This window comes from Gardnerella bivia, from assembly GCF_049262715.1.
Classification (GTDB): domain Bacteria; phylum Actinomycetota; class Actinomycetes; order Actinomycetales; family Bifidobacteriaceae; genus Bifidobacterium; species Bifidobacterium vaginale_A.
In genome coordinates, this window is record NZ_CP058399.1 from 1,584,296 (window position 1) to 1,605,719 (window position 21,424).

Below are 21,424 nucleotides of genomic sequence, written 5' to 3' on the forward strand. Positions count from 1 at the left end.
GACAGAAATTCTAGCCATATAAAAATTTTTATTACTATTGTGGTCAGAAGTTCATAATATTTGTAGTCAATAATATCTATGGTTAAACGTACTTGTAGTTCATAATATTTGTAGTTCATCATACTAGACAGAAACTAAACATATTGCTCAGAAGATCAAGAAAATAATCATACTTATAAGAAGCTAATAATCAAGCTAACAATATTTACGAAAGACTAACAATCAAGCTAACAATCAAGCTAACAATATTGATACAAAATTTATAAAAGTTGTCAAAAACTGTCGCATTTCGTTACTTTGTATTACTGTGGGAGTGTGACACAGTTAAGTAGATTCAAGTTAGCAGCATTGGCCTCATCGGTCATGCCAGAAGTACAGTTCGCTGGAACCCGCAAAAGCGAGCAGGCAAACGCCACTGATGCCGCTGCGGGAATCTCCCATGCAGTTATACAAGATGTTTCAGGACGCCTTTACGACATCTTCGTTAGCACAGAAACACAGGGTCGTCATAGATTGCGAGATCGCGCAAGAGCAGCATGGGCATTACAACAAACTAAGGGATTAGCTGCACTGGGATTTGCATACGATCAGATGTTGAATTTTTACCCTGGAGCATTGCACAAACCTAGCGAAAACAATTCTCAAAATGAAGATTCTCAAACTAATTCTTCTAATTTTAATTACGAAATTATGCAAGGATTAGGTAAAAAACTTAATAATGAAGAACCTACTGTGCTAATTTGCTCACATCTAAATGGATGTGCAAGAGAATTAAATCTACTTACAACTGACGATTGCACTAATGTTGGAACAGCTTTAGGAGCAATACACAGGCTTCGTCCAACTTTCCTTCAAAGAGCAAAATATCCTTCATTTACTACAGGAAATATTAGAGCACAACTTACAGGATGGATTAAACGCTTGAGAGCTGCTGGTCACATTCCTTCAGAAATCACAGATAGTTGGTCTAGAGTATTAGAAACAGAAGGATTATGGTCATTTGACACTTGTCCTGTACATGGCGGATTTTGTGACGGTGACTTTCTATTTTCAGGCTCTACTATTAGCGCAATAACCAATTGGCAGAGCATGCAAATTAACGATCCAGCAAGAGATTTAGCTTGGATTTTCGCAAAGTTAAATGAGCAAAAACGCAATGCTTTACTTTCTGCATACGGGCGCGTTAGAGGATCTCATTTAGATAGTCTTATAATGCTTCGCGCAAACTTATGGCTTCAAATGGAACAAGTCGGAGATTTTATACAAGCTTTGCAACATGCAGATAATGCTGGAATAATGCGATTCAAAGCTCAAGTTGAACGACTTGCACATGAACTTATGCGTATAAATAGCTCTAAAACATCGAAAACATCTAATGCAAGTAGATCTAAGCTCGACTCGACTATTACAGTCGGCGATTTAGTAAACGATGATACTTATTCATCTGAACGCAAAACTCAAGTAGCTTCTAAATCTTCAGCAACTCAATCTATTGGTGACAATACTGAAGAAAGCGATATAACACTTGAAGGACATACTCAAGTTAAAGATCCTACTAACGAGAACGTGGTTCAAATAGACGATAGCACAAATGAGTCTTGCGCATCTAAAACATCTGCTACAAAATCGCAAAATGAACAACATTTAGCTGATCAATCGCAATCCTCTAATCAAGCTAACACTACTTCTAATAACTACGATGATATTGCAACACAAGTTATAACAAATATTAAAAATAGCGAAAACAGTAGCAATAGCAATATCGAAAGCAATAGCGAAAATTCCAGTGATAGCGATAATGGAGTTACCAGCAAAATTTCAAAAAATCAAAATAATAATGAAGAAAATTCCGAAAAACACAATTATAAAGAAAAAGAAAAATTAACTGAAACAAAAAGTGAAGTAACAGACGATGCGCCTGAAACTATTGCAATCCCATTGCTTGAACGCGAAGAGCGCGCAATGAGAGATGCTAAGGCGGATTTAGATAAATAGAAGGAGATTAATATGCGAGTAGTACTTGGAGTAAAAAACAGTTCTGATTCTATTGACTTTGAAACTGAACAAAGCGCAGAAGAAGTGCGAAATATAATCGCAAATGCTAATGCAGATTCAATGATTGAGCTTACAGATAACAATAATCGCAAGATTCTTATGCAAAAAGAATTCCTATCTTATGCTCTTATCGGAGATACACCAAAGCATACTGTTGGATTTGGCGCACTGAACTAGTTTATTAACAAATCACATAATAATCCTGTAGCTTTTATAAAAGGCTATAGGATTATTTACTAAGTAAGTTAAGTATAGATTGTGTACTAGTGAGGTGTGGAAATTACTTAACGAACAATAAAAAGCGAAACGGTGTTTGAATAAGTTACACCTGATCCAAGCTATTTATAAAACTAAAGTAAGCTAAAATCTAGCTTTTACTACTACAAGCAATAACATTTGATAATGCGTAAAAAGTTGAAGCTCCTGTGAGGTAAGTAATTCCCACGCCTTACAACAACAGTCATATTTTGTAAAAAATCCTATAGGATTATTTACAAACTCACTACTGTTTTGCTGTTTTGTGAGTAGTGGTAATTACTTCGTAAACAAAGCTATAATTTCACTACCGTGAGTTGCAAAAATCAAAGTAACTAATACCATAATCCACACAGCATCAAGCATTAAATCATAATGCAATCGGTAATATGATTTTAACCATGGAGCCGCGCGCAATCCCACTTCTTGAACACATATAGTTGCATGAGAAAGGGAAATAAATTGCACTGTAGTTGAGAACATCAATACTAAACACCATGGGCATAATACGTTGATTACGAATAGTGATTGAGAAAACAGCCAATAAGCGTATAAAAGCGCGAATAATCCTCCTAACCAAGAAGCTGATGCAAGCCATTTTGGGAATTTCATTTTAGCTAAACCGATTACTGCGATCGTAAGAAATATTGCTTCTGCAGCGATACCAAAGAATGAGTTTGGAAAACTTAATTCTCCAAAATGTATGAATTCTGCTTGCCAAGTTTGAGCTACTTTTGAACATGATATTGCTCCGCTAACATCGCAAGCAAGTTTTGAGTGAGGTGCTCTTGCTAAAGCTAATGTTTCTGATGAAAGAATAAGTGATGTTAATAACGCTATTGCAGAAACAATGAACATAATCCCGTAAGTCCATATGTTAGTATGCCGCCAGCCGATAAATTGAGTATTATTATTCTCTTTTTCTTCAATTAAATTAGTTTGCTGCATATGTTTCCTCGTAAAATTGTTAGAATTACGCTACATTGTGTATAAAAGTTTACATACTACAGTCTACGATAGTTATATGACTGTAATTGTTAGTAACAATAAATTTTCTAAAGATTATTCGCAAGAAGAAAAATCTTCTAATGATTGCGCAGGCAATTGCGTAAATGATTCTACGGATGATTGCAACTCTTGCGGATGGGATTTGCATTGTCACACAACATATTCTGATGGAACCGAAACTCCGCAAAGTTTAATAAATATTGCTAAAAATCTTAATATTGAGGGCGTTGCCATTACAGATCATGATACGTCAGCAGGATGGGATGATTTCCGTAAAGCTGCTAACGCTGCTAATATGCCAGTTTTATATGGTTCTGAAATTACAGCAGAAGATTACGGTATTTCAGTTCATATGTTAGCTTATCAATATAATCCTCAAGATGATTATGTAAAGAAAATGTTTGAAACTACGAGGAAACGTAGAATAGAACGCACTCGTGCAATGGTTGAACGAATGAGTAAAGATTATCCGATTACTTGGGAAGATGTGTTATCTCAAGCTAGTTATGGAGAGCTTACAACAATTGGCAGGCCACATATTGCAGACGCGCTTGTTGCTGCAGGAATTTTCAAAACACGCTCACAAGCATTTTCTGGACCGGTTTCACCGTGTGGACCGTATTATATTCCTACGCCTTCGCCGACAGTTTATGAAGTTATTGACGCAATCAAACATGCAGGAGGAGTGATTATAATCGCGCATCCAGCAGATTATAGTAGAAATTCACTTTTACTTTCAGACGATCAAATTACTTCTTATGCTTTCTCAGGTCTTGACGGTTTAGAAGTTTATCATCGAGGTAATTCTTTGACTCAACGTCAGCGTCTATTAGGATTAGCAAACGAACTAAATTTGATTGTTACAGGAGGATCAGATTGGCACGGAAAAGGTAAACCAAATCTTCTTGGGGAGGAAAAAACTAGCCGAAAAGTAGTAGATGAAATATTAAATCGCGGATATAAAATATAGCAGATAAAGATATAAGTAATTCCCACTACTCACAAAACAGCAAAACGGTAGTGAGTTTGTAAATAATGCTATAGGATTTTTTACTAAGTAAGTTAAGTATAGATTGTGTACTAGTGAGGTGTGGGAAATACTTAACGAACAATAAAAAGCGAAACGGTATTTAAAAAAAGTTACACCTAATCCAAACTCTTCACAAAACTAAAGTAAGCTAAAATCTAACTTTCATTACTACAAGCAATAACAATTAAACATGCGTAAAAAGTTGAAGCTCCTGTGAGGTAAGCAATTCCCACACCTCACAAACACAGGAAAATCCTGTAAAAAAAAAATCCTATAGCCTTTTATAAAAGCTACAAAAACATGCAAGAGTTATTATTAGTTATTATTTTGCGAAAAATAAACTTTGAGCTAACTCACTAATCCTCTTGCTAGTATCTGAATTAGATATAGTAACACTACCCTCTTCTGATTTTGGCGCGAGCGCATCTAAAGAGCTTAATATCTCTTGCAAATGATGGATTGTACCAGCATTACCGTCAACAATTTTAACGTTAGAAGGCAAAAAATCTCTAAAATAATCGCGATAAAAAATAAAATGAGTGCAACCTAATACGACTGAATCAATCGAATGTAAATCATACGAATCAAAATATTTATGAAGAGCACAATTTACAAAATCACGATCGTTTAATTTACCATCTTCTACAATTCTAACTAAATCAGGGCAAGGCTGAGAAAAAATAGTATGCTCGCACGCAAATCGATTTAACAAATCTGCAAATTTGCGCTCTCTAAGTGTAAGAGGTGTTGCAGCAACTATTACACGTTGAGATTTACCGCAACCTAAGTCGCAAGCCAATTTCAAAGCAGGCTCCATACCAATAATTGGAATATTATAATACTCGCGTAAATCTTTTACAGCAGCAGAAGTCGCTGTATTACAAGCGATTACAACTGCTTTAACACCATTCTTTACAAAATTTTCGACTATAGAAAAACTAAGCTTTTTAACTTCATCAGGTGTTTTAATGCCATAAGGAGCGTTTGCTGAATCCCCAAAATAAAGTATATGTTCATTAGGCATAGCAGATCTGATTTCGCGAGCAACAGATATACCGCCTAATCCTGAATCAAATACTCCAATTGGCGCTGAAGAAGACATTCAATACCTCCTAGAATCAGTTCACAACTCTAATAGCGAGTATCAACATCTTAACTAAAAAGCTAAATCAACATGCATGAATAAATATTGAAAATCCAAAAATTCTTTAGAATAGCGAAAATCGCTTGCTAATACACTAATGCGAAAAAATAATACACTAATACGAAAAACTAGAAAAACTAAACGTGCCGATGTATTTAATCATACACCAGCACGTTTTTTGTTTAGTTAGCTAAAGATTTGCACTTAAACTACGCGCGCTTAAGAGTAACTCTAAGCTCTGTTGCACTAGGATCAGCCTCAGTAACTTCGAAGCTTGTAGCAAGAGTTTCTTTAGCAATCAAGTCTCGGAATTGCTCAACTTTAGCAACGTCCGAAGCTGGCACGCTCAAAGTCAAAGCAATTCGATCCGTAACATCTAAACCGTTCTCCTTGCGAGCATCCTGAACAACGCGAATAGCATCGCGAGCATATCCTTCAGCAAGCAAATCGCTAGTCAAAGCAGTGTCAAGCATAACGAAGCCACCAGTTGGCATTGCAGCAGAAGCCATATTTGCAGCTGCTTGAGCATCCGAAGACTCAACGCGATTCACAAGCTCATATTCGCCCTCAACAAGCGCAACTTCGCCGTTTGGAGTCTGAACAACAGGAGCGCCAGAGCCGTCAACATGCCAATCGCCACTCTTAGAAGACTTAATAGCAAATTGAACTTGCTTACCCAAGCGAGGACCAGCAGCGCGAGCATTCACTTTAAGCTCATGAACAATCTTCAAACCGTGTTCGCTTGCGTCCTGCAAAGTGCAGAATGTAACATTCTTCACGTTAAGCTCACGCTCAAGAACCTGCTCATAAGGCTCTACAGCATCAGTATTTTCTGCAACAACTGTCAAGTTAGCCAACGGCTGACGCACGCGCAACTGTTCCGCTTTACGCAACGAAAGCGTAGAAGACACAACCTCACGAACCTTATCCATAGCAGCAACCAAAGCATCATCTGAAGCAAGAACAGCGCCAAGCTCAGTAACTTCTCCAGCCTTAGGATTTTTCTCTCCATCGCAAAGAGTTTGTGGCTCAACCAAATAAGGCCAATCAGCTAAATGCACAGATTCTCCGCCAGTAAGACCTCGCCACACAGCCTCTGCTTCCATAGGAGCAAGAGGAGCAATTGTGCGCATAAACACTTCCAACGCAGTGTAAAGAGTGTTGAAAGCAGTTTCATCTTCATTCCAGAAACGATCACGGCTGCCACGAATATACCAATTTGTAAGTACGTCAATAAAGTCACTTACTGCCGCACAAGCATCGCTAATAGCAAACTCGTTCAAACACTTTTCTACGCGCTCAACAAGCAAACGCGTGCGAGCAAGCAAGTAGCGGTCCATGTTACAAAGTCCCGAAACCTCACTTGCACGAAGACGACGAGCATTATAACCTTCCCCACCGTTTGCAGCATTCGCATACAAAGTGAAGAAGTAATACGAGCTCCAAATTGGAAGCATAACTTGACGAACTGTATCCCTAATGCCATCTGCAGTCACAATCAAATTGCCGCCGCGCAAAATCGGCGAAGACATTAAGAACCAGCGCATTGCGTCTGAACCATACTCGTTAAAAACGCCATTCACATCTGGATAATTTCGCAAATGCTTACTCATCTTCTGACCGTCAGAACCAAGCACAATACCATGGCAAATCACGTTCTTATAAGCCGGGCGGTCAAAAAGCGCCGTAGCCATAATGTGAAGAGTGTAGAACCATCCACGAGTTTGACCGATATATTCAACGATGTAATCGCATGGGAAGTGTTCCTCAAAGAATTCCTTATTTTCAAAAGGATAATGGAATTGAGCAAAAGGCATAGAACCAGACTCAAACCAGCAATCAAGAACATCTGTAATCCTATGCATTTGTGATTTTCCAGTAGGATCATCTGGATTAGGACGAGTAAGGCGATCAATATACGGGCGATGCATATTCACATTACCATCATCATCGCGAGGATAATCTCCAAAATCAGCCTTAAGCTCTTCCAAGGAACCATAAACGTCTACACGAGGATACTTCGGATCGTCACTCACCCACACTGGAATTGGCGAGCCCCAGAATCTATTACGGCTAATTGACCAATCGCGAGCGTTAGAAAGCCACTTACCAAACTGACCATCTTTCACGTTTCCAGGAATCCAATTGATCTTTTGATTAAGTTCAAGCAATCTTTCTTTAATCTTCGTTACAGATACAAACCAGCTAGAAACAGGTTTGTAAATAAGCGGAGTTGCACAACGCCAGCAGTGAGGATAACTGTGCACGTAGCTTTTTTCTTGGAATAATAGCGCACGTTGATCTTCCGGCATTTTAGCAAGAGGTCCATCTCCTGCACGCAAAGCACGCAAAATTGGAAGATTCGCGTCAAAAACGTACAAGCCTTCGTAATCTGGGCAATCGCTTGTAAACTTGCAGCCTGCATCTAGCACATCAACGCTTCGAATTTCATGTGCGTTAAGCGTGTTCATATCGTCTTCGCCGTAAGGAGCTTGGTGAACTAAACCAGTACCTTCAGAAGTGTCAACATAGTCTGCTGTGTAAATTGTGAAAGCATTAGGACCAGGAGTACCGCCTTCTTTAAGCGCAGATTCGCTTGCAAAGTAAGGGAATACTGGATAGTAGCGCCAGCCTGACATCTCAGCTCCCTTAAGTTCGCGCACAACCTCGTAGTTTTCGCCAAGTTCCTTAGTGTAAGATCCCAGCAAAGGCTTACCGATGTAGAACTTCTTACCAGCAAACTTGCCTTCAGTTGGGCGAACTTCCACATAATCGATGTCTGCGCCGACTACGATTGCGAAGTTGGTTGGCACAGTCCAAGGAGTAGTAGTCCAGAATACTGCGTAGGCGTCTTCTTCATCTCGAAGTTTTACAGCTACAGAAACAGTTGTATCTTGACGATTCTGGTAAACATCCGCATCCATACGAAGCTCGTGTGCAGAAAGTGGAGTTTGATCCTTCGGACAGTACGGGAGCACGCGGTAGCCTTTGTAAGCCAAGCCCTTATCGTAAAGCTGCTTGAAAGCCCACATAACGGATTCCATATATGGAATGTTGAGAGTTTTGTAGCCACGCTCAAAATCAACCCAACGCGCTTGACGATGCACGTAGTTTTGCCATTCATTCGTATACTTCAAAACACTGGAACGACAAGCATTGTTGAACTTTGCGATTCCCATTTTCTCGATTTGCTCAACAGATTCGATTCCAAGCTCTTTTTGCGCTTCCAATTCTGCAGGAAGACCATGAGTATCCCAACCGAAAACTCTGTTTACTTTACGACCACGCATAGTTTGGTAGCGAGGAATAACGTCTTTTGCGTAACCTGTTAGCAAGTGACCATAGTGTGGAAGACCATTTGCAAAAGGAGGTCCATCAAAGAAAACAAACTCATTTTGGCTACCTTTGCCAGATGGACGATACTCTATTGATTTTCTAAACGTATTATTTGCATCCCAGTATTGAAGCACAGATTCTTCAAGTTGTGGGAATGAAGGATTTGGCGAAACACAGCTAGTATTATCGGAATCTCCATTAGATTCTACTGCCATAACGTTTACTTTTGGATACACATGATTCTCAGACGTATCATTTGCCATATTAGCAGATTCGCTCACTGCACTCTCCTCGCTAAACAGGGTTAAACATTTCCCTGCGAGGACGACAGTTGCCTACCGCGGTACCACCTCGCTTGCTATAAGAATCTTAAAACTATTCTTATAACCGCTTATATTTGGCTATGCGGGCCAATCCCGTCGGTTCTAATAAGCGAAAATATTAAGAATGCTCGCCGTTCTTCCGAAAACTCCCCGCTGATAACGGATCATCACTTAATTTAGGAACAATCTAACACTATCCCCTAACATTGTGTAAAAAGTGCCCCGAATCAGAATCGAACTGACGACACCCACTTTAGGAGAGTGGTGCTCTATCCACTGAGCTACCGAGGCAGTGTAAGTTTGCTACAACATGATTAACTAGCAAACAACAAAGGGATATTATACACGAATGCTTTGATTGAACAATATGAAAAAACCCAAGCTCTAGGCTTGGGTTTTATTTGTGCCCCCTCGGGGATTCGAACCCCGGACACGCTGATTAAGAGTCAGCTGCTCTAACCAACTGAGCTAAAGGGGCGTTGGTTAGATTCATTTGATTTTTGAACCGAGAAATAACTATACTCAAATTTAATGAGAGCGCAAATCGGCGTGTCGCATTACCCTCGTTTGAAGCAAAGCTCGCGCTTCAAACGAGCTTAATGCGAGAGGACTTGCTCAAGGTTGAAAGCACAGTGTGCTTTCAACGCAAGTACTCTTGATTGCATCTATGCAATCAACCACAACAAACACGCAACCAACAACGAAAACCTCCAAACACACTTAATGCGAGAGGACTTGCTCAAGGTTGAAAGCACAGTGTGCTTTCAACGCAAGTACTCTTGATTGCATGAATGCAATCAACCACAGTAAACACGCAAACACACTAAAAACAAAGCAAAGCTCGCGCTTCAAACGAGCTTAATGCGAGAGGACTTGCTCAAGGTTGAAAGCACAGTGTGCTTTCAACGCAAGTACTCTTGATTGCATCTATGCAATCAACCACAACAAACACGCAACCAACAACGAAAACCTCCAAACACACTTAATGCGAGAGGACTTGCTCAAGGTTGAAAGCACAGTGTGCTTTCAACGCAAGTACTCTTGATTGCATGAATGCAATCAACCACAGTAAACACGCAAACACACTAAAAACAAAGCAAAGCTCGCGCTTCAAACGAGCTTAATGCGAGAGGACTTGCACAAGGTTGAAAGCACAGTGTGCTTTCAACGCAAGTACTCTTGATTGCATGAATGCAATCAACCACAACAAACACGCAACCAACAACGAAAACCTCCAAACACACTTAATGCGAGAGGACTTGCTCAAGGTTGAAAGCACAGTGTGCTTTCAACTTGTCCCTCTTAGCAACCAAGCTTATAATTATGAATTCGTCAATTACAACGCTAAAACAAAATCAAATTCCTGAGCGAGCAGCTTTAACTACTCCAGAAAATCCTTGGCCGGTACATATAATCAGCCAAAAATTCCATGATGCAGTTACAAAATGGCCAGAAGCTTGGATTGAAGGACAAGTTACAGAAATAAATCTTCGACGTTCTAGCTCAGGTTACATAACTCTTAGAGATAGCAATCAAGATGTTTCCATATCTGTAATGGGATTTTCGCAATTCGTTCAAAAAGCTCAAGGCTTACGCCAAGGAGATCGAGTTGTAGTACATGGAAAAGCTGAGGTTTGGGTTAAAGCAACACGACTAAGTTTCGTAGCAGACGACATACGTCGTGTTGGAGATGGAGATTTAAAAGCTCAAATTGACGAATTACGTAAAAAACTCAAGGGAGAAGGCTTATTTGATGCAGAAAATAAAGTACAATTGCCTGAATTCCCTAAATGCATTGGTTTGATTTGCGCACCGCAAGCCAGAGCTGAAGGCGATGTTATTACAAACGTGAATTTAAGGTGGCCAGTAACGCGTTTTAAAGTTGTTCACGCTCACGTACAGGGAGTGCAATGTCCATCTGATATTATTGCTGCAATTAAACAACTTGACGCAGACCCTGATATTGACGTTATTATTGTTGCTCGCGGCGGAGGAAGTTTTGAGGATCTGATTGGATTCTCAGACGAAGGAGTTGTCCGCGCAACTGCTTCATGTATCACGCCTATAGTTTCAGCAATTGGTCACGAAGATGATTGGACTTTAATTGATTTAGCTGCAGATTTGCGAGCCTCTACACCAACAGATGCAGCTAAGCGAGTAGTTCCAGATGTTCTAGAACAATGGCAGCTGATTGATAACGCATTACAACATATGCGTATGCGTGTTGAAGCTCGAGTTGAAGGCGAAATTCGACTTGTAGAAGGTTATGCTAATCGTCCAAGCCTTACCAATCCAAGCACTATGCTTGAACCTCATGAGAGATTTGTAGAACAATCTGTAGAACGTATGAGGAATGGTTTAGTTCGCATTTTAGATGATGCGAGTTTAACGGTTGAAAAGGCTCACGCTAGTCTTACTGCTTTAAGCCCACAATCTACATTGAATCGCGGATATGCTGTTGTTCAATTGAAAAATGGTCATGTTTTAGATAACGCAAGTTCAGCTAAAATTGGCGATGAAATTACTGTTACTTTGAAAAGCGGAATTGTGTTTAGCACTGTAAAAGGAGTAGAGGAAGCAATTTAATGAAACAAATACATGCAATTACATCATAAAAGCCCTAAAACAAATAATAAAAACAAATAAGCAATTAAAACATCTAAGCTCATTAACAAATTGCTAAATTTATTATTTAGTAAAATCTATTTATAAAATAAGCAATAAGAATAATAATGAGCAATAAAAAACAATAAGGAATAATTATGGGAAAAGAATCAGATACAAATAAGTCTGTACAATCAAGCGAAAAAATGGGTGCAAACGTAAAGCAAGCAAGTACTCTAACAGATGAAGAACGCGAGAATATTGCATCAATGCCTTATGAAGAAGCTCGCGAAAAACTAATTCAAGCTGTTCAAGCTTTAGAAGCCGGAGGTTTAACACTAGATCAATCCATGCGCCAATGGGAATTAGGTGAAGCTTTAGCAAAGCGCGCACAAGGTTTGCTTGCAACAGTTCGCGCTAAACTCGATGCAGCTCAAGCAGAGCAAGCTGCAACTGCTGAAACTGCAGGAACACAGTCTAATCTCGATGCATAAGTTTGCGCAAATAGCAAGTTTGTTTTATTTCAAAAAATATTATTAAGTATCGTAATAATAATTTGGTTTATTGCACAATAACTTAATAATCACTAATTAAGCAAATGCTCCCCACCTTTCATAAAGATGAGGAGCATTTTGATTCTATTGAACTAATACTTAATTAAATATTAGTTTATAAATTATCAGCTTTTCTGGAAACAAACACTTTAGACATGCGTACACTGAGAACAGACACGAAGCCAGTCAAAAGTACCATAATCATAGTCATTACAGACACAATGTTTACACCAGTATGAGCAACTCTAGACTTAGATCCCTTAGTGAATGAGCGAGATCCAGAACGAGAAGCAGATTCATTCGAATCATTACCCGAATTACCTTCAGAATCACTAGAACCGCTAGACTTTGTTTCAGAAGCAACAACCGCTTTAGCAGAAGCTACTTGCGTATTACCCTTCATCAACAAAACCGTATGCTCACCTTCGTATCCTTCAGGAATGAATGCATCGAAGTAGTAACCGCCCTCCTCAGAGTGCATAGTTACATAATCATTATTGCCTTCACCCTTAAGAGCCACAGGATCAGAGTAAATGAATGCATATGCGTGTTCACCATCTGTAAAATCATTACCTTTTACGTGGAAACGATTCATACGACCAGTATTCAGATGATTTACTCCATTAGACTCATTAACAGTCAAAACCTTCAAATCAGACTGTATTCCATCGAATGAAGGAGCAGAAGGAGCTGAAGATTCAGAAGATCCAGAACCAGTTTCTTCACTACTACTTGCGCCTGAATAAGATCCAGAAGGAGTTTCAGGCTCAGTCTGAGTAGAACCACCACCAGTAACAGGAGTTGGATCAGTCTTACCCGGCTCAGTTGGAGTTGCAGGATCAGTCTTACCCGGCTCAGTTGGAGCTCCCGGATCAGGATTACCCGGCTTAACAGGCTCAGAAGGAGTTCCCGGCTCAGGCTGAGTAGAACCACCACCAGTAACAGGAGTTGGATCAGTCTTACCCGGCGCAGGCTCTGGTTCAGTTTGCGTGGAACCATCACTCTTACCCGGCTCAGGCTCGGTCTGAGTAGAACCATCACTCTTACCAGGCTCAGGATCAGTCTGAGTAGAACCATCACTCTTACCCGGCTCAGGATCAGTCTGAGTAGAACCATCACTCTTACCCGGCTCAGGATCAGTCTGAGTAGAACCATCACTCTTACCAGGCTCAGGATCAGTCTGAGTAGAACCATCACTCTTACCAGGCTCAGAAGAACCTTCAGCAGGAGCTGTAGAATCCTGTGTCACTGTGAACGCTCGAGATACTCCGTCACCAGCATTATCGCTAGTATCACCAGTTACATTACCTGCATAATCCGTAGCTTCAACTCGAAGAGTATGATCACCCTTCTTCAAACCTGCAGTAGGAATATACAGCTTCATATCTGTATTCGTAGGTTTATCCGCGTCTGTAGGAATATTACGAACATTGCTAGTATCAACCATATTGTCTTCAATCTTAGTCTGCTTTAAGTCAGTTTCTTCAGTCTTAACTAACTTATTATCGATATAAACTTTCACAGACTTAAGATTTGGATCAGTTACATGTACGTAAATCTTCCTTGTGTCAGGATCAGTAACACCCTCATCATCAGATAAACCAATATTAACTGTTGGGTCTTCTTGATCAAGAACTACCGGAATAAGTCCAATCTTAGAAGAAGCAATCTGATCAGAAGACTGAACGTTTATCAGGTCGCCATTATCAACATGAATATCACTAGAGAATGCTCGCTTATTAACACCTTCTCCACCAGCGTGAATCGAGAAGAATCGCTTAACAGTATTACCGTTAATGTATAGCGAGTATCCAAATGCATCATCACTTATCTCACCAGCAAGATTTACAGAATCTTTATTTGTAAATAAGGTGTGACCGTAAAGCGTAGGATTATTGAAAGTTACATTAGGAGCAGCGACATCGAAATAGAAACGCACAGGAGTATTGACGAGTGTCGTTGAGTAATCGTCATCATCGTCTACGCTATCTTTCTTTTCTACTTCAAGTCTAAAGTCGTTCAAACCTGCATGCATTGGAAGCTCAACTTCAAAAGTGTGCTTCGTTTTATCAATCTTTGCTTCATAGACAACAAGATTCATATGCTTGTCTGTTCCAACTTCATTCTGTACGAATTTAATACTCGTTATAAGTTCACCTGCATTACCAGTTACTTTCACAGAATCCTTGCTTGGATTATTTGCAGAAACAACATAGTTATATTTGAAAATTTCTTGCAAATTACTCTTGTCAATGCTGAAATCATCCTCACCAACTTCAGGAGCATTTTCATCACTATTTTCTTGTTCTGGTTCAGAACGACCTTCAAGCGGAACCGTCAAAGTAGTATTATTTGCTCCATCAGAAGCAACTAAAGTAACAGTTGCAGCTTTTGCATCCGGATCAATAGTGGTATCAAATTCTCCATTATTAAGAGTGACTTCGTCAGAAACTGAATTTGCTTCATCAGCGCCATCAGCAACTTTTTGATACTCAATCTTCAAAGTCAACTTATCACCAGGATCATCGCTAACTTTACCCTTAATAGTCACTTTTCCGTCTGTAGCAACATCTAAGTGCTTATTTGCATTAAGGTTAGTAACAGTGATTTCAGGAGCTTTCTCGTTGAACTTCACAGTGAACTTTTTAGTATGAGCTATCGGATTTCCATTTGCATCCAATCCACTTATCTTAATGACGTTATCGCCATTTTTAAGAGGTACAAATGAGACAAACGTTGCATGTTCACTGTCAATCTTAAATTCGCCTGTTTCGCAATTAGACTTATCGTGCTGATCCCACTTTCCATGAGCTACTTCTGGAGAAAGCGACTTCACATCATCAGAAAGATAACCACTTAAAATCAAGTAGTACTTATCATCACCATATTTTTTAACTTTATAATCCCTAGGAGTCAAAGTATTAGTAGTTAAAGAATCTTGATTATTAACAACAATCTTGGATCTTCCATCTGGTTTGCCGGCGCTATTCAGCTTATTGAACACTTTTGCTACAGCATTTGCATTTAAAGCATTGTCAAAAGACTTAGCAACAATGAACTTTGCTGAAGGATCTATCGGAATCTTACAAGTTAAAGTATGACCACCTTCCGAATCCTTACAATTCTGGCTAGTATCATATTTCAACTGATGACCTTCATCACCGTCCATTGTAATAGACGGAGCAGTTGGCGTGCCAATTAAATCATCATGCATAGTGAAAGTGACATCACCGTTTTCATCTCGATCAGAAATTTTAATAGTAGGGCCAGTAGTATCGAGAGCAAACTTCATGTCATACTCTTGAGCTGGGAAATCCTTAGAAAGCTGAGCTTTAATACGATATGTGTAATAACCATCCTTAGCTACAACAAAGCCTTTCTTAGGATCCCAAACTTTACCATCCCAAGTACCATTAGAACTACTACGGGCTCCATTAGCATCCATCTTTCCAAGATTTGTGCGACTTAGATAATCATCGTCACCCAAATCTATAACAAGTTTCTTGCCGTCTTTATCGTAAACAGAGTAGTTCACACGCTCAGCATTTCTTAGCACTGCAATAGATGGCTTAACGCTTTCAAGTATTCCATCATCATTAGGAGAAAATGCTCCAAGAGAACGTTCTTGACCTTCAGTGTTCACTTTCATAGGAAGGTTACCAAAAATGCCACCTTCATTAAATATCGAAACAAGTTTTGTTGTTGCAGGAATATCCGCACTGTAAGTACTATTAGGGTCGACTACAATTGGCTCTTTATTCCAATCGCCCACAAATCCTAGATATGGAACAGTCAAATTTGGTTGACCTTCTGTTGTTGACTCAAAACCAATATAGCCTTCAACATAATGATCTCCGCTAGTCTTAGGATTAAGAGTAAATTTAACAGTTTCTGTTTTACCAGGAGCAACTCGAACATGCTTTGATAAAGTAGTCAAGCTTTCATTACTGAATGATGTTACAGTTTTTTGCCCAGCTTCATTAGACTCATTTATAACTTGATTATCTGGAATATCAAACTGAGCATCACTGTTTCCAATATTATGCAACTTTACGTTAATAGTGCGTGGACCATTAACTTGACGCAATTGCGCATAAGCGTTATCAGTATCATCTACTGTTGCAATAACGTTAGTTTCAACAGCTTTATCAACTTGCGCTAAGCCAGCGCCAATTTGGCGAGGAGCATATGGAACACCATTATCATTTTTAAGAACTTGAGCAGTATTCATCAACGCTTGTTCAACGCGCGTAGCAAGTGCTTTTGCAGAAAGATGTGGGAAACGATTCTTATAACTTTGCATAACTAATGCAGAAAGACCAGAAACATTAGGAGCAGCCATGGAAGTACCAGACATGCCTATATAATTGTTTTCTCCGTTCTGCGTAGACCACACGTTTCCACCGATACCTGCAATATGAGGCTTGAAGTCAAGTTCTGGAGTTGGTCCCCAAGAAGTAAATGTTGAAGGATGCAAACTACTAGGATTTGGTATTTCAGTGTTTCCATTACTAAACGAAACCTCTACCTTTTTATTATCCTTCTTTGCATTCTCAATTGCGGTCTTTATTTCTTCACCAACACTCATTGGGATTGAAGCACCAAAGATCTTAACCTTTTCTAAGCCGCCCATACCTATGAATAAATCATCAGGCTTGTTATTGTAAATGATTACGCCAGCAGCACCCTTTGCTATTGCATTATTAAACTTATCTTTAAATGAGATTTCTCCGCGCTGAATCAAAACGTATTTGCCGTTACAATCAACGCCGTTGAAATCATCTGCGCCTCCATTATCCGGAGTTCTACCTAATCCTGCGTAAACAATTTCATGCTTTCCACCATCTGCACTTCCAGTAGCAATAGAATATACGAAATCTTTAGAGCTGTTATTCGCATAATAAGTAGCTTTAGAAGCAGTAATTACCTTGTTTTCTACAGATGCAATGCTAAACGCTTCATTGAATGCTGCAGGACTTCCTAAAGTTCCATCATCCCACTTACCAAATGCATCGTCAGTTGTTCCACTAGCAGAGAAATTCAAACCAGAGTTACCTGCAGAAATCACTGGAAGAATGCCAGCTTCGCGAGCATGCTTGAGAGCTAGTCCAGTAACACTTGACATACCACTCATACCGTTGTCAGAACCCAAAGACATGTTGATAATGTCAGCACCAAGTTTCACAGAAGCTTCAACTGCAGCAGCAATATCAGCATCGTCAGCACCATGCTTGTCAGGATCATTCGAGAATACTTTCATAGCAAGAAGTTGAGCGTTTGGAGCAACACCTTTAATTTTTCCATTAGCTGCCACAATACCCGCAACATGCATACCATGCTGTTCTTTGCCTGCATCTTTTACATTGCAATTTTCATCAGCAAAATTGTAACCGTCAGGAACTTTTTCAGTGAATTCAGTAGAACCACACAAACCTCCTCTAGGTTGCATCTTAAGGTTAGAATCGTTAGTCAACTTCATATCTGGCTGTTCTACGTCAATACCAGTATCGACTATTGCTACTAACATTCCTCTACCGTCAAGATCTTTATGCTTACGCTCAAAAGCTTGTGTTACGCCTTCGAGAGTTCTAGCTGTATTTTCAAGAGGATAATACACGCGCTCTTTTGCTACAGAAGCAACTTCAGGCTCATTTTGCAACGCTTGAATCTTATTTTCAGGAAGAGTTGCTTCGAAAGCATTAACTAAGTAACCGAGTTGACGATTAACAGTAATACTATACTTGTCTTTCCAAGTAGAAAGTAAATCATTCTGCTTAGCTTTATTTGCTCTTTCAGCAAAATCAGATGCTAAGTGACGCTGATTTTTAAGAGTAACTATAACTTTTACAGGAGCAGTTGAACTCAATTCATTATTATTTGAATATTTCTTTGATTCATCCAAAATTTTCGCAACATTTGGATTAAGACGCAATTCATCAAGAGTTAAAGGCTTACTGGAAGCGTTTTTAACTGCTTTTTCTATTTCTTGCTGTGACTCCGATTGCAAATTAGCGCCACCTGAGTAAGAATCCTGCGCATAAGCAGAAGGAACTCCAGAAAGTGGCACAATCAACGTAGCAGTAGCTACGCTTAATGCGGCTAACCGAGTCAAGTATGACGTTCGATTGAACTTCATAGCAATCTCCTCTCGAATGGATATGAACATATTCCTAAAACGCGCTAAGACGTAGAAGAAATATATTTCGAAGACTCTAGCATTTTTTATGTAACAGAAAATTTTCAACTATGCTGTTTAAAGGCACAAAATGCCATATGCGAACCATTCTCAATAAGATAAAATGGCTAAATAAAGCCAATACCCCCCCCCCATCGAATAAATTTAATTAACAGTTAAAAAATCTTAAGTTTACATGTTATTTACGTAAGCACTTAAAAAATTACGCTTCTTTTCAGATTTGCACACAATCGAAAAATTTACACTTGAAAATTATTGAAATATAGGAGTAATTTAAAGCCAAAATAATGCAAATATAATAAAAAATGCATCAAATATCTGTAAAATTACTAAAAACTATAATTATAAAAAAATAACAAAATATTATATAAACACCTCAAAACGCCTGAAAAATAGCGAAAATAGTACAGTAATCAGGACATACAGGCGACACAACAAAAGATTTTACAATAAATTTTACAATAAATTTTACGAAATTGCCTTATAGAAGAATATAACAATAAATTTTACACAAACACGTGAAAACATATAAACACGTAAATGAAGAAACACGTAAATGAAGAAACACGTAAATGAAGAAACACGTAAAAACCGGTAAACACGTAAATAATAGTAATGCAAAACTGCGTATAGTATTAGTTAAATCAGTATTAGTTCAATCAGATTTCTGCAGGACTTTCATAAGAATTATCAAAGAACATACGCTCAAGTTTCACAGCGCGCGCAAAATATTCACGAGCTATTTTCGAATCCTCGGGTCCAACTCGATCTAATTCATTACGCAAGAATCCAACAAAATCGTGGAAACCAGCGTAATCATGCAAATCAATCCATTGATAATGAACTTTACGCTCAGGTCGCTTGCCTTCAGCATTAGAAGCCCAAGTAATATATATCCATTCAGTAACATTTAATACAGCTAAAACTGCAGCATAATGACCGCTATGAGCTGCATCTAAAAACATCTTCTTAAATTCACGAGTAGATTCAGTATCAGGAATATTATTCCTAAAAGATTCAGGAGTATTAAACTCTTTGAATGCATCTACAAAATATGTATTCTCATCTCCTGCTACTTCACCAATATATTTAGAGAACACAAGCCTACTATCAAGCCTATCTGCTGTTGTAACTGCAGCACCCAATAAAGCTAAGAAACTATCTAAAAATCTGTAATCTTGAATCAAATACCCAGCTAACACAGCGTCTGGAATCGTACCTTCAACTAATTCATTAACAAAACGATGATGAATTGCAGCATTCCATGTTTCAATATTCTCATTTTTTAATTCATCTGTGAATCGCTCAGTCATAATCACATCCTTTCTTTGCATGCGTTATTTCATAATAACTAACACTCACATACATTTGTTTATAGTAGATAGTTACAACTAGGAAAGAGGCTTAGATATTTGAAATTCAGTTTTAAATTCATCGCCATCTCCCTCTTATAGAATCAATCGACATGTTTTACGAAGAGTTCTTATATTTTTTTATCATAAATAATCGTTATTTGAAATAGTCTAATTTTGTTATATAAAACAATCTAATTTCATTATTTTAAATAGTCTAATTTTCGTTTGACTAGTAAGCATTAGTTAGTAATATTAGTAAGCATTGTTTAATAAAAGTGATACATAATTTGTGATTTATATATAATTGTTTAAGCTAATTTGCAAAAGTAAATTATTTAAACAATTTACAAAAATAAGTTCTTAAACTCTTTATTGGTTTGCTTCTTTACTGGTCTATTTCTTTACTGGTTTGCTTATATTTGCGTGTTGACGTGTTAAAGCGTAGAGTATTTAAAGTTTTTATTATAAAGACGATATGAAAATAACTCTCTTATAGTAATAAATTCAAATGATGAGAATGGGGTATAACATGTCACAGAGCTTAAGTAGCAATAAAAACATTCACTCTAATATGTCTTTAACTCTTAAAAAAGTTGTATCTATCACAATTGCTTCATTGACTGTAATTGGATTAGCTTGCTCACTAAGCGCTTGCGGAGCAAATAGCGTAAACAGTAGCACAACAAAAACGGAAGACCAAAGAGTAAAACAGTTAAGCAAATATAAAGTCAAATTCCTCATCACTGCAAACGATGACTTCGATTCCGCTTCCTCTCCTGTAATTATGCACTTTATCGGTGACGATGAAAATAATAAGGACGTTGACTTCTATCACGCCATTGTCGCAAATGACAAGCAGGATATCATCAGCATGAAGCCTGGTAAATACAAGGTTGAAGTGTCTGACTGCATGTTATCTGACGGCAGTGTTCTCGTAGTTGATTCTGACGGCTTTGACGGCGGAATCGCCATTGATAAGAACGACGACAATAAGATCCCGATCAGCTTCGGTGACAAGCTCGGCGCTCGAATCGTTGATGAACACTATGTAAACCGTTACGCAGATTTTGCGAAAACCGCTCTAAAGAACGGTGACGAATCTCTGTCCGGTGAAACAGGAAAAGCTATTGCCGAAACTGTTGCTAAAAACATTAAAGCATTCGCCAACATTCGTCATATAGACGCATCTAGCGAAGATTTTTCAGATGAAGAGTAAACTCCCTAAGAGTTGCACTGAAAATACTAAAACGTCAATTTGAAAGATCGAAGAAATAACTAAAATATCTCCCTCGCAGTCTTTGATATGTATCCTCTTTACTGAACAAAACCAGTAAAGAGGATATTTTTAGATTATATGCTTGAAATTTCAAAAAAGCATACTATTTCAAAATATTGATGAAAGGATAGTATTATTCCAAATTAGACATATAATCAATTAACACTTCAAAATAAAAGCAATACCTAAAAGGTAGCTAAATAAGCTAATTGCAAAGTAGCCAAACCAGAATCAGTCAAACACCAAAGTAGCCAATCGATGCAAATTTGCACTTAATGGCTACTAGCG

General features: G+C 38.5%; 11 protein-coding genes and 2 tRNA genes. 6 read left to right on the forward strand and 7 right to left on the reverse strand.

The window, feature by feature from the left end:
- Positions 1-363 precede the first annotated feature (363 nt).
- Together HXT27_RS06270 and HXT27_RS06275 are read left to right on the forward strand one after the other, a co-directional pair.
- Entirely contained in the window at positions 364-1,995 is a 1,632-nt protein-coding gene (locus HXT27_RS06270; protein ID WP_422113152.1) for a phosphotransferase, read from the forward strand.
- 12 nt (positions 1,996-2,007) lie between these two features.
- Positions 2,008-2,232 carry a DUF3107 domain-containing protein gene (locus HXT27_RS06275; RefSeq protein ID WP_296157739.1) on the forward strand — a complete coding sequence of 75 codons (225 nt, stop codon included), beginning with the start codon at positions 2,008-2,010 and terminating at the stop codon, positions 2,230-2,232.
- A gap of 357 nt (positions 2,233-2,589) precedes the next feature.
- Here HXT27_RS06275 and HXT27_RS06280 read toward each other — a convergent pair whose 3' ends face one another.
- On the reverse strand, positions 2,590-3,258 hold the full coding sequence (locus HXT27_RS06280; RefSeq protein WP_422113153.1) for a vitamin K epoxide reductase family protein: 669 nt from the start codon (positions 3,256-3,258) through the stop codon (positions 2,590-2,592).
- A gap of 76 nt (positions 3,259-3,334) precedes the next feature.
- Here HXT27_RS06280 and HXT27_RS06285 point away from each other — a divergent pair, with 76 nt between their 5' ends.
- Positions 3,335-4,288, forward strand: coding sequence for a PHP domain-containing protein (locus HXT27_RS06285; RefSeq protein ID WP_103043152.1), 954 nt, complete (start codon positions 3,335-3,337; stop codon positions 4,286-4,288).
- Positions 4,289-4,670: 382 nt separating this feature from the next.
- Here HXT27_RS06285 and murI read toward each other — a convergent pair whose 3' ends face one another.
- The 4 genes from murI to HXT27_RS06305 all read right to left on the reverse strand — a co-directional run bounded on the left by murI (position 4,671) and on the right by HXT27_RS06305 (position 9,629).
- On the reverse strand, positions 4,671-5,450 hold the full coding sequence (gene murI / locus HXT27_RS06290) for a glutamate racemase (RefSeq protein WP_103043153.1): 780 nt from the start codon (positions 5,448-5,450) through the stop codon (positions 4,671-4,673).
- Positions 5,451-5,701: 251 nt separating this feature from the next.
- On the reverse strand, positions 5,702-9,109 hold the full coding sequence (gene ileS, locus HXT27_RS06295) for a mupirocin-resistant isoleucine--tRNA ligase (RefSeq protein WP_199172712.1): 3,408 nt from the start codon (positions 9,107-9,109) through the stop codon (positions 5,702-5,704).
- Between the two features lie 260 nt (positions 9,110-9,369).
- A tRNA-Arg gene (locus HXT27_RS06300) sits at positions 9,370-9,442 on the reverse strand.
- 113 nt (positions 9,443-9,555) lie between these two features.
- Positions 9,556-9,629 (reverse strand) — tRNA-Lys (locus tag HXT27_RS06305).
- A gap of 845 nt (positions 9,630-10,474) precedes the next feature.
- Between HXT27_RS06305 and xseA the strand changes: the two genes are divergently transcribed.
- Together xseA and HXT27_RS06315 are read left to right on the forward strand one after the other, a co-directional pair.
- Positions 10,475-11,737: an exodeoxyribonuclease VII large subunit gene (xseA, locus tag HXT27_RS06310; RefSeq protein ID WP_103043154.1), complete on the forward strand. Its 1,263-nt coding sequence runs from the start codon at positions 10,475-10,477 to the stop codon at positions 11,735-11,737.
- 224 nt (positions 11,738-11,961) lie between these two features.
- Positions 11,962-12,249: an exodeoxyribonuclease VII small subunit gene (locus HXT27_RS06315; RefSeq protein WP_075523780.1), complete on the forward strand. Its 288-nt coding sequence runs from the start codon at positions 11,962-11,964 to the stop codon at positions 12,247-12,249.
- 175 nt (positions 12,250-12,424) lie between these two features.
- Here the strand turns inward: HXT27_RS06315 and HXT27_RS06320 are convergent, their stop codons facing one another.
- Both HXT27_RS06320 and HXT27_RS06325 read right to left on the reverse strand, forming a co-directional pair.
- Complete coding sequence (locus tag HXT27_RS06320; protein ID WP_158245136.1) at positions 12,425-18,445, reverse strand: S8 family serine peptidase; 6,021 nt, start codon at positions 18,443-18,445, stop codon at positions 12,425-12,427.
- A 719-nt stretch (positions 18,446-19,164) separates the two neighbouring features.
- The gene (locus tag HXT27_RS06325; RefSeq protein ID WP_082266290.1) at positions 19,165-19,818 is read right to left on the reverse strand and encodes a TenA family protein; all 654 of its coding nucleotides are present in this window, start codon (positions 19,816-19,818) and stop codon (positions 19,165-19,167) included.
- A 571-nt stretch (positions 19,819-20,389) separates the two neighbouring features.
- Between HXT27_RS06325 and HXT27_RS06330 the strand changes: the two genes are divergently transcribed.
- Positions 20,390-21,076, forward strand: a complete 687-nt coding sequence (locus HXT27_RS06330; RefSeq protein WP_103043156.1) for a hypothetical protein — start codon at positions 20,390-20,392, stop codon at positions 21,074-21,076.
- Positions 21,077-21,424: the final 348 nt, after the last annotated feature.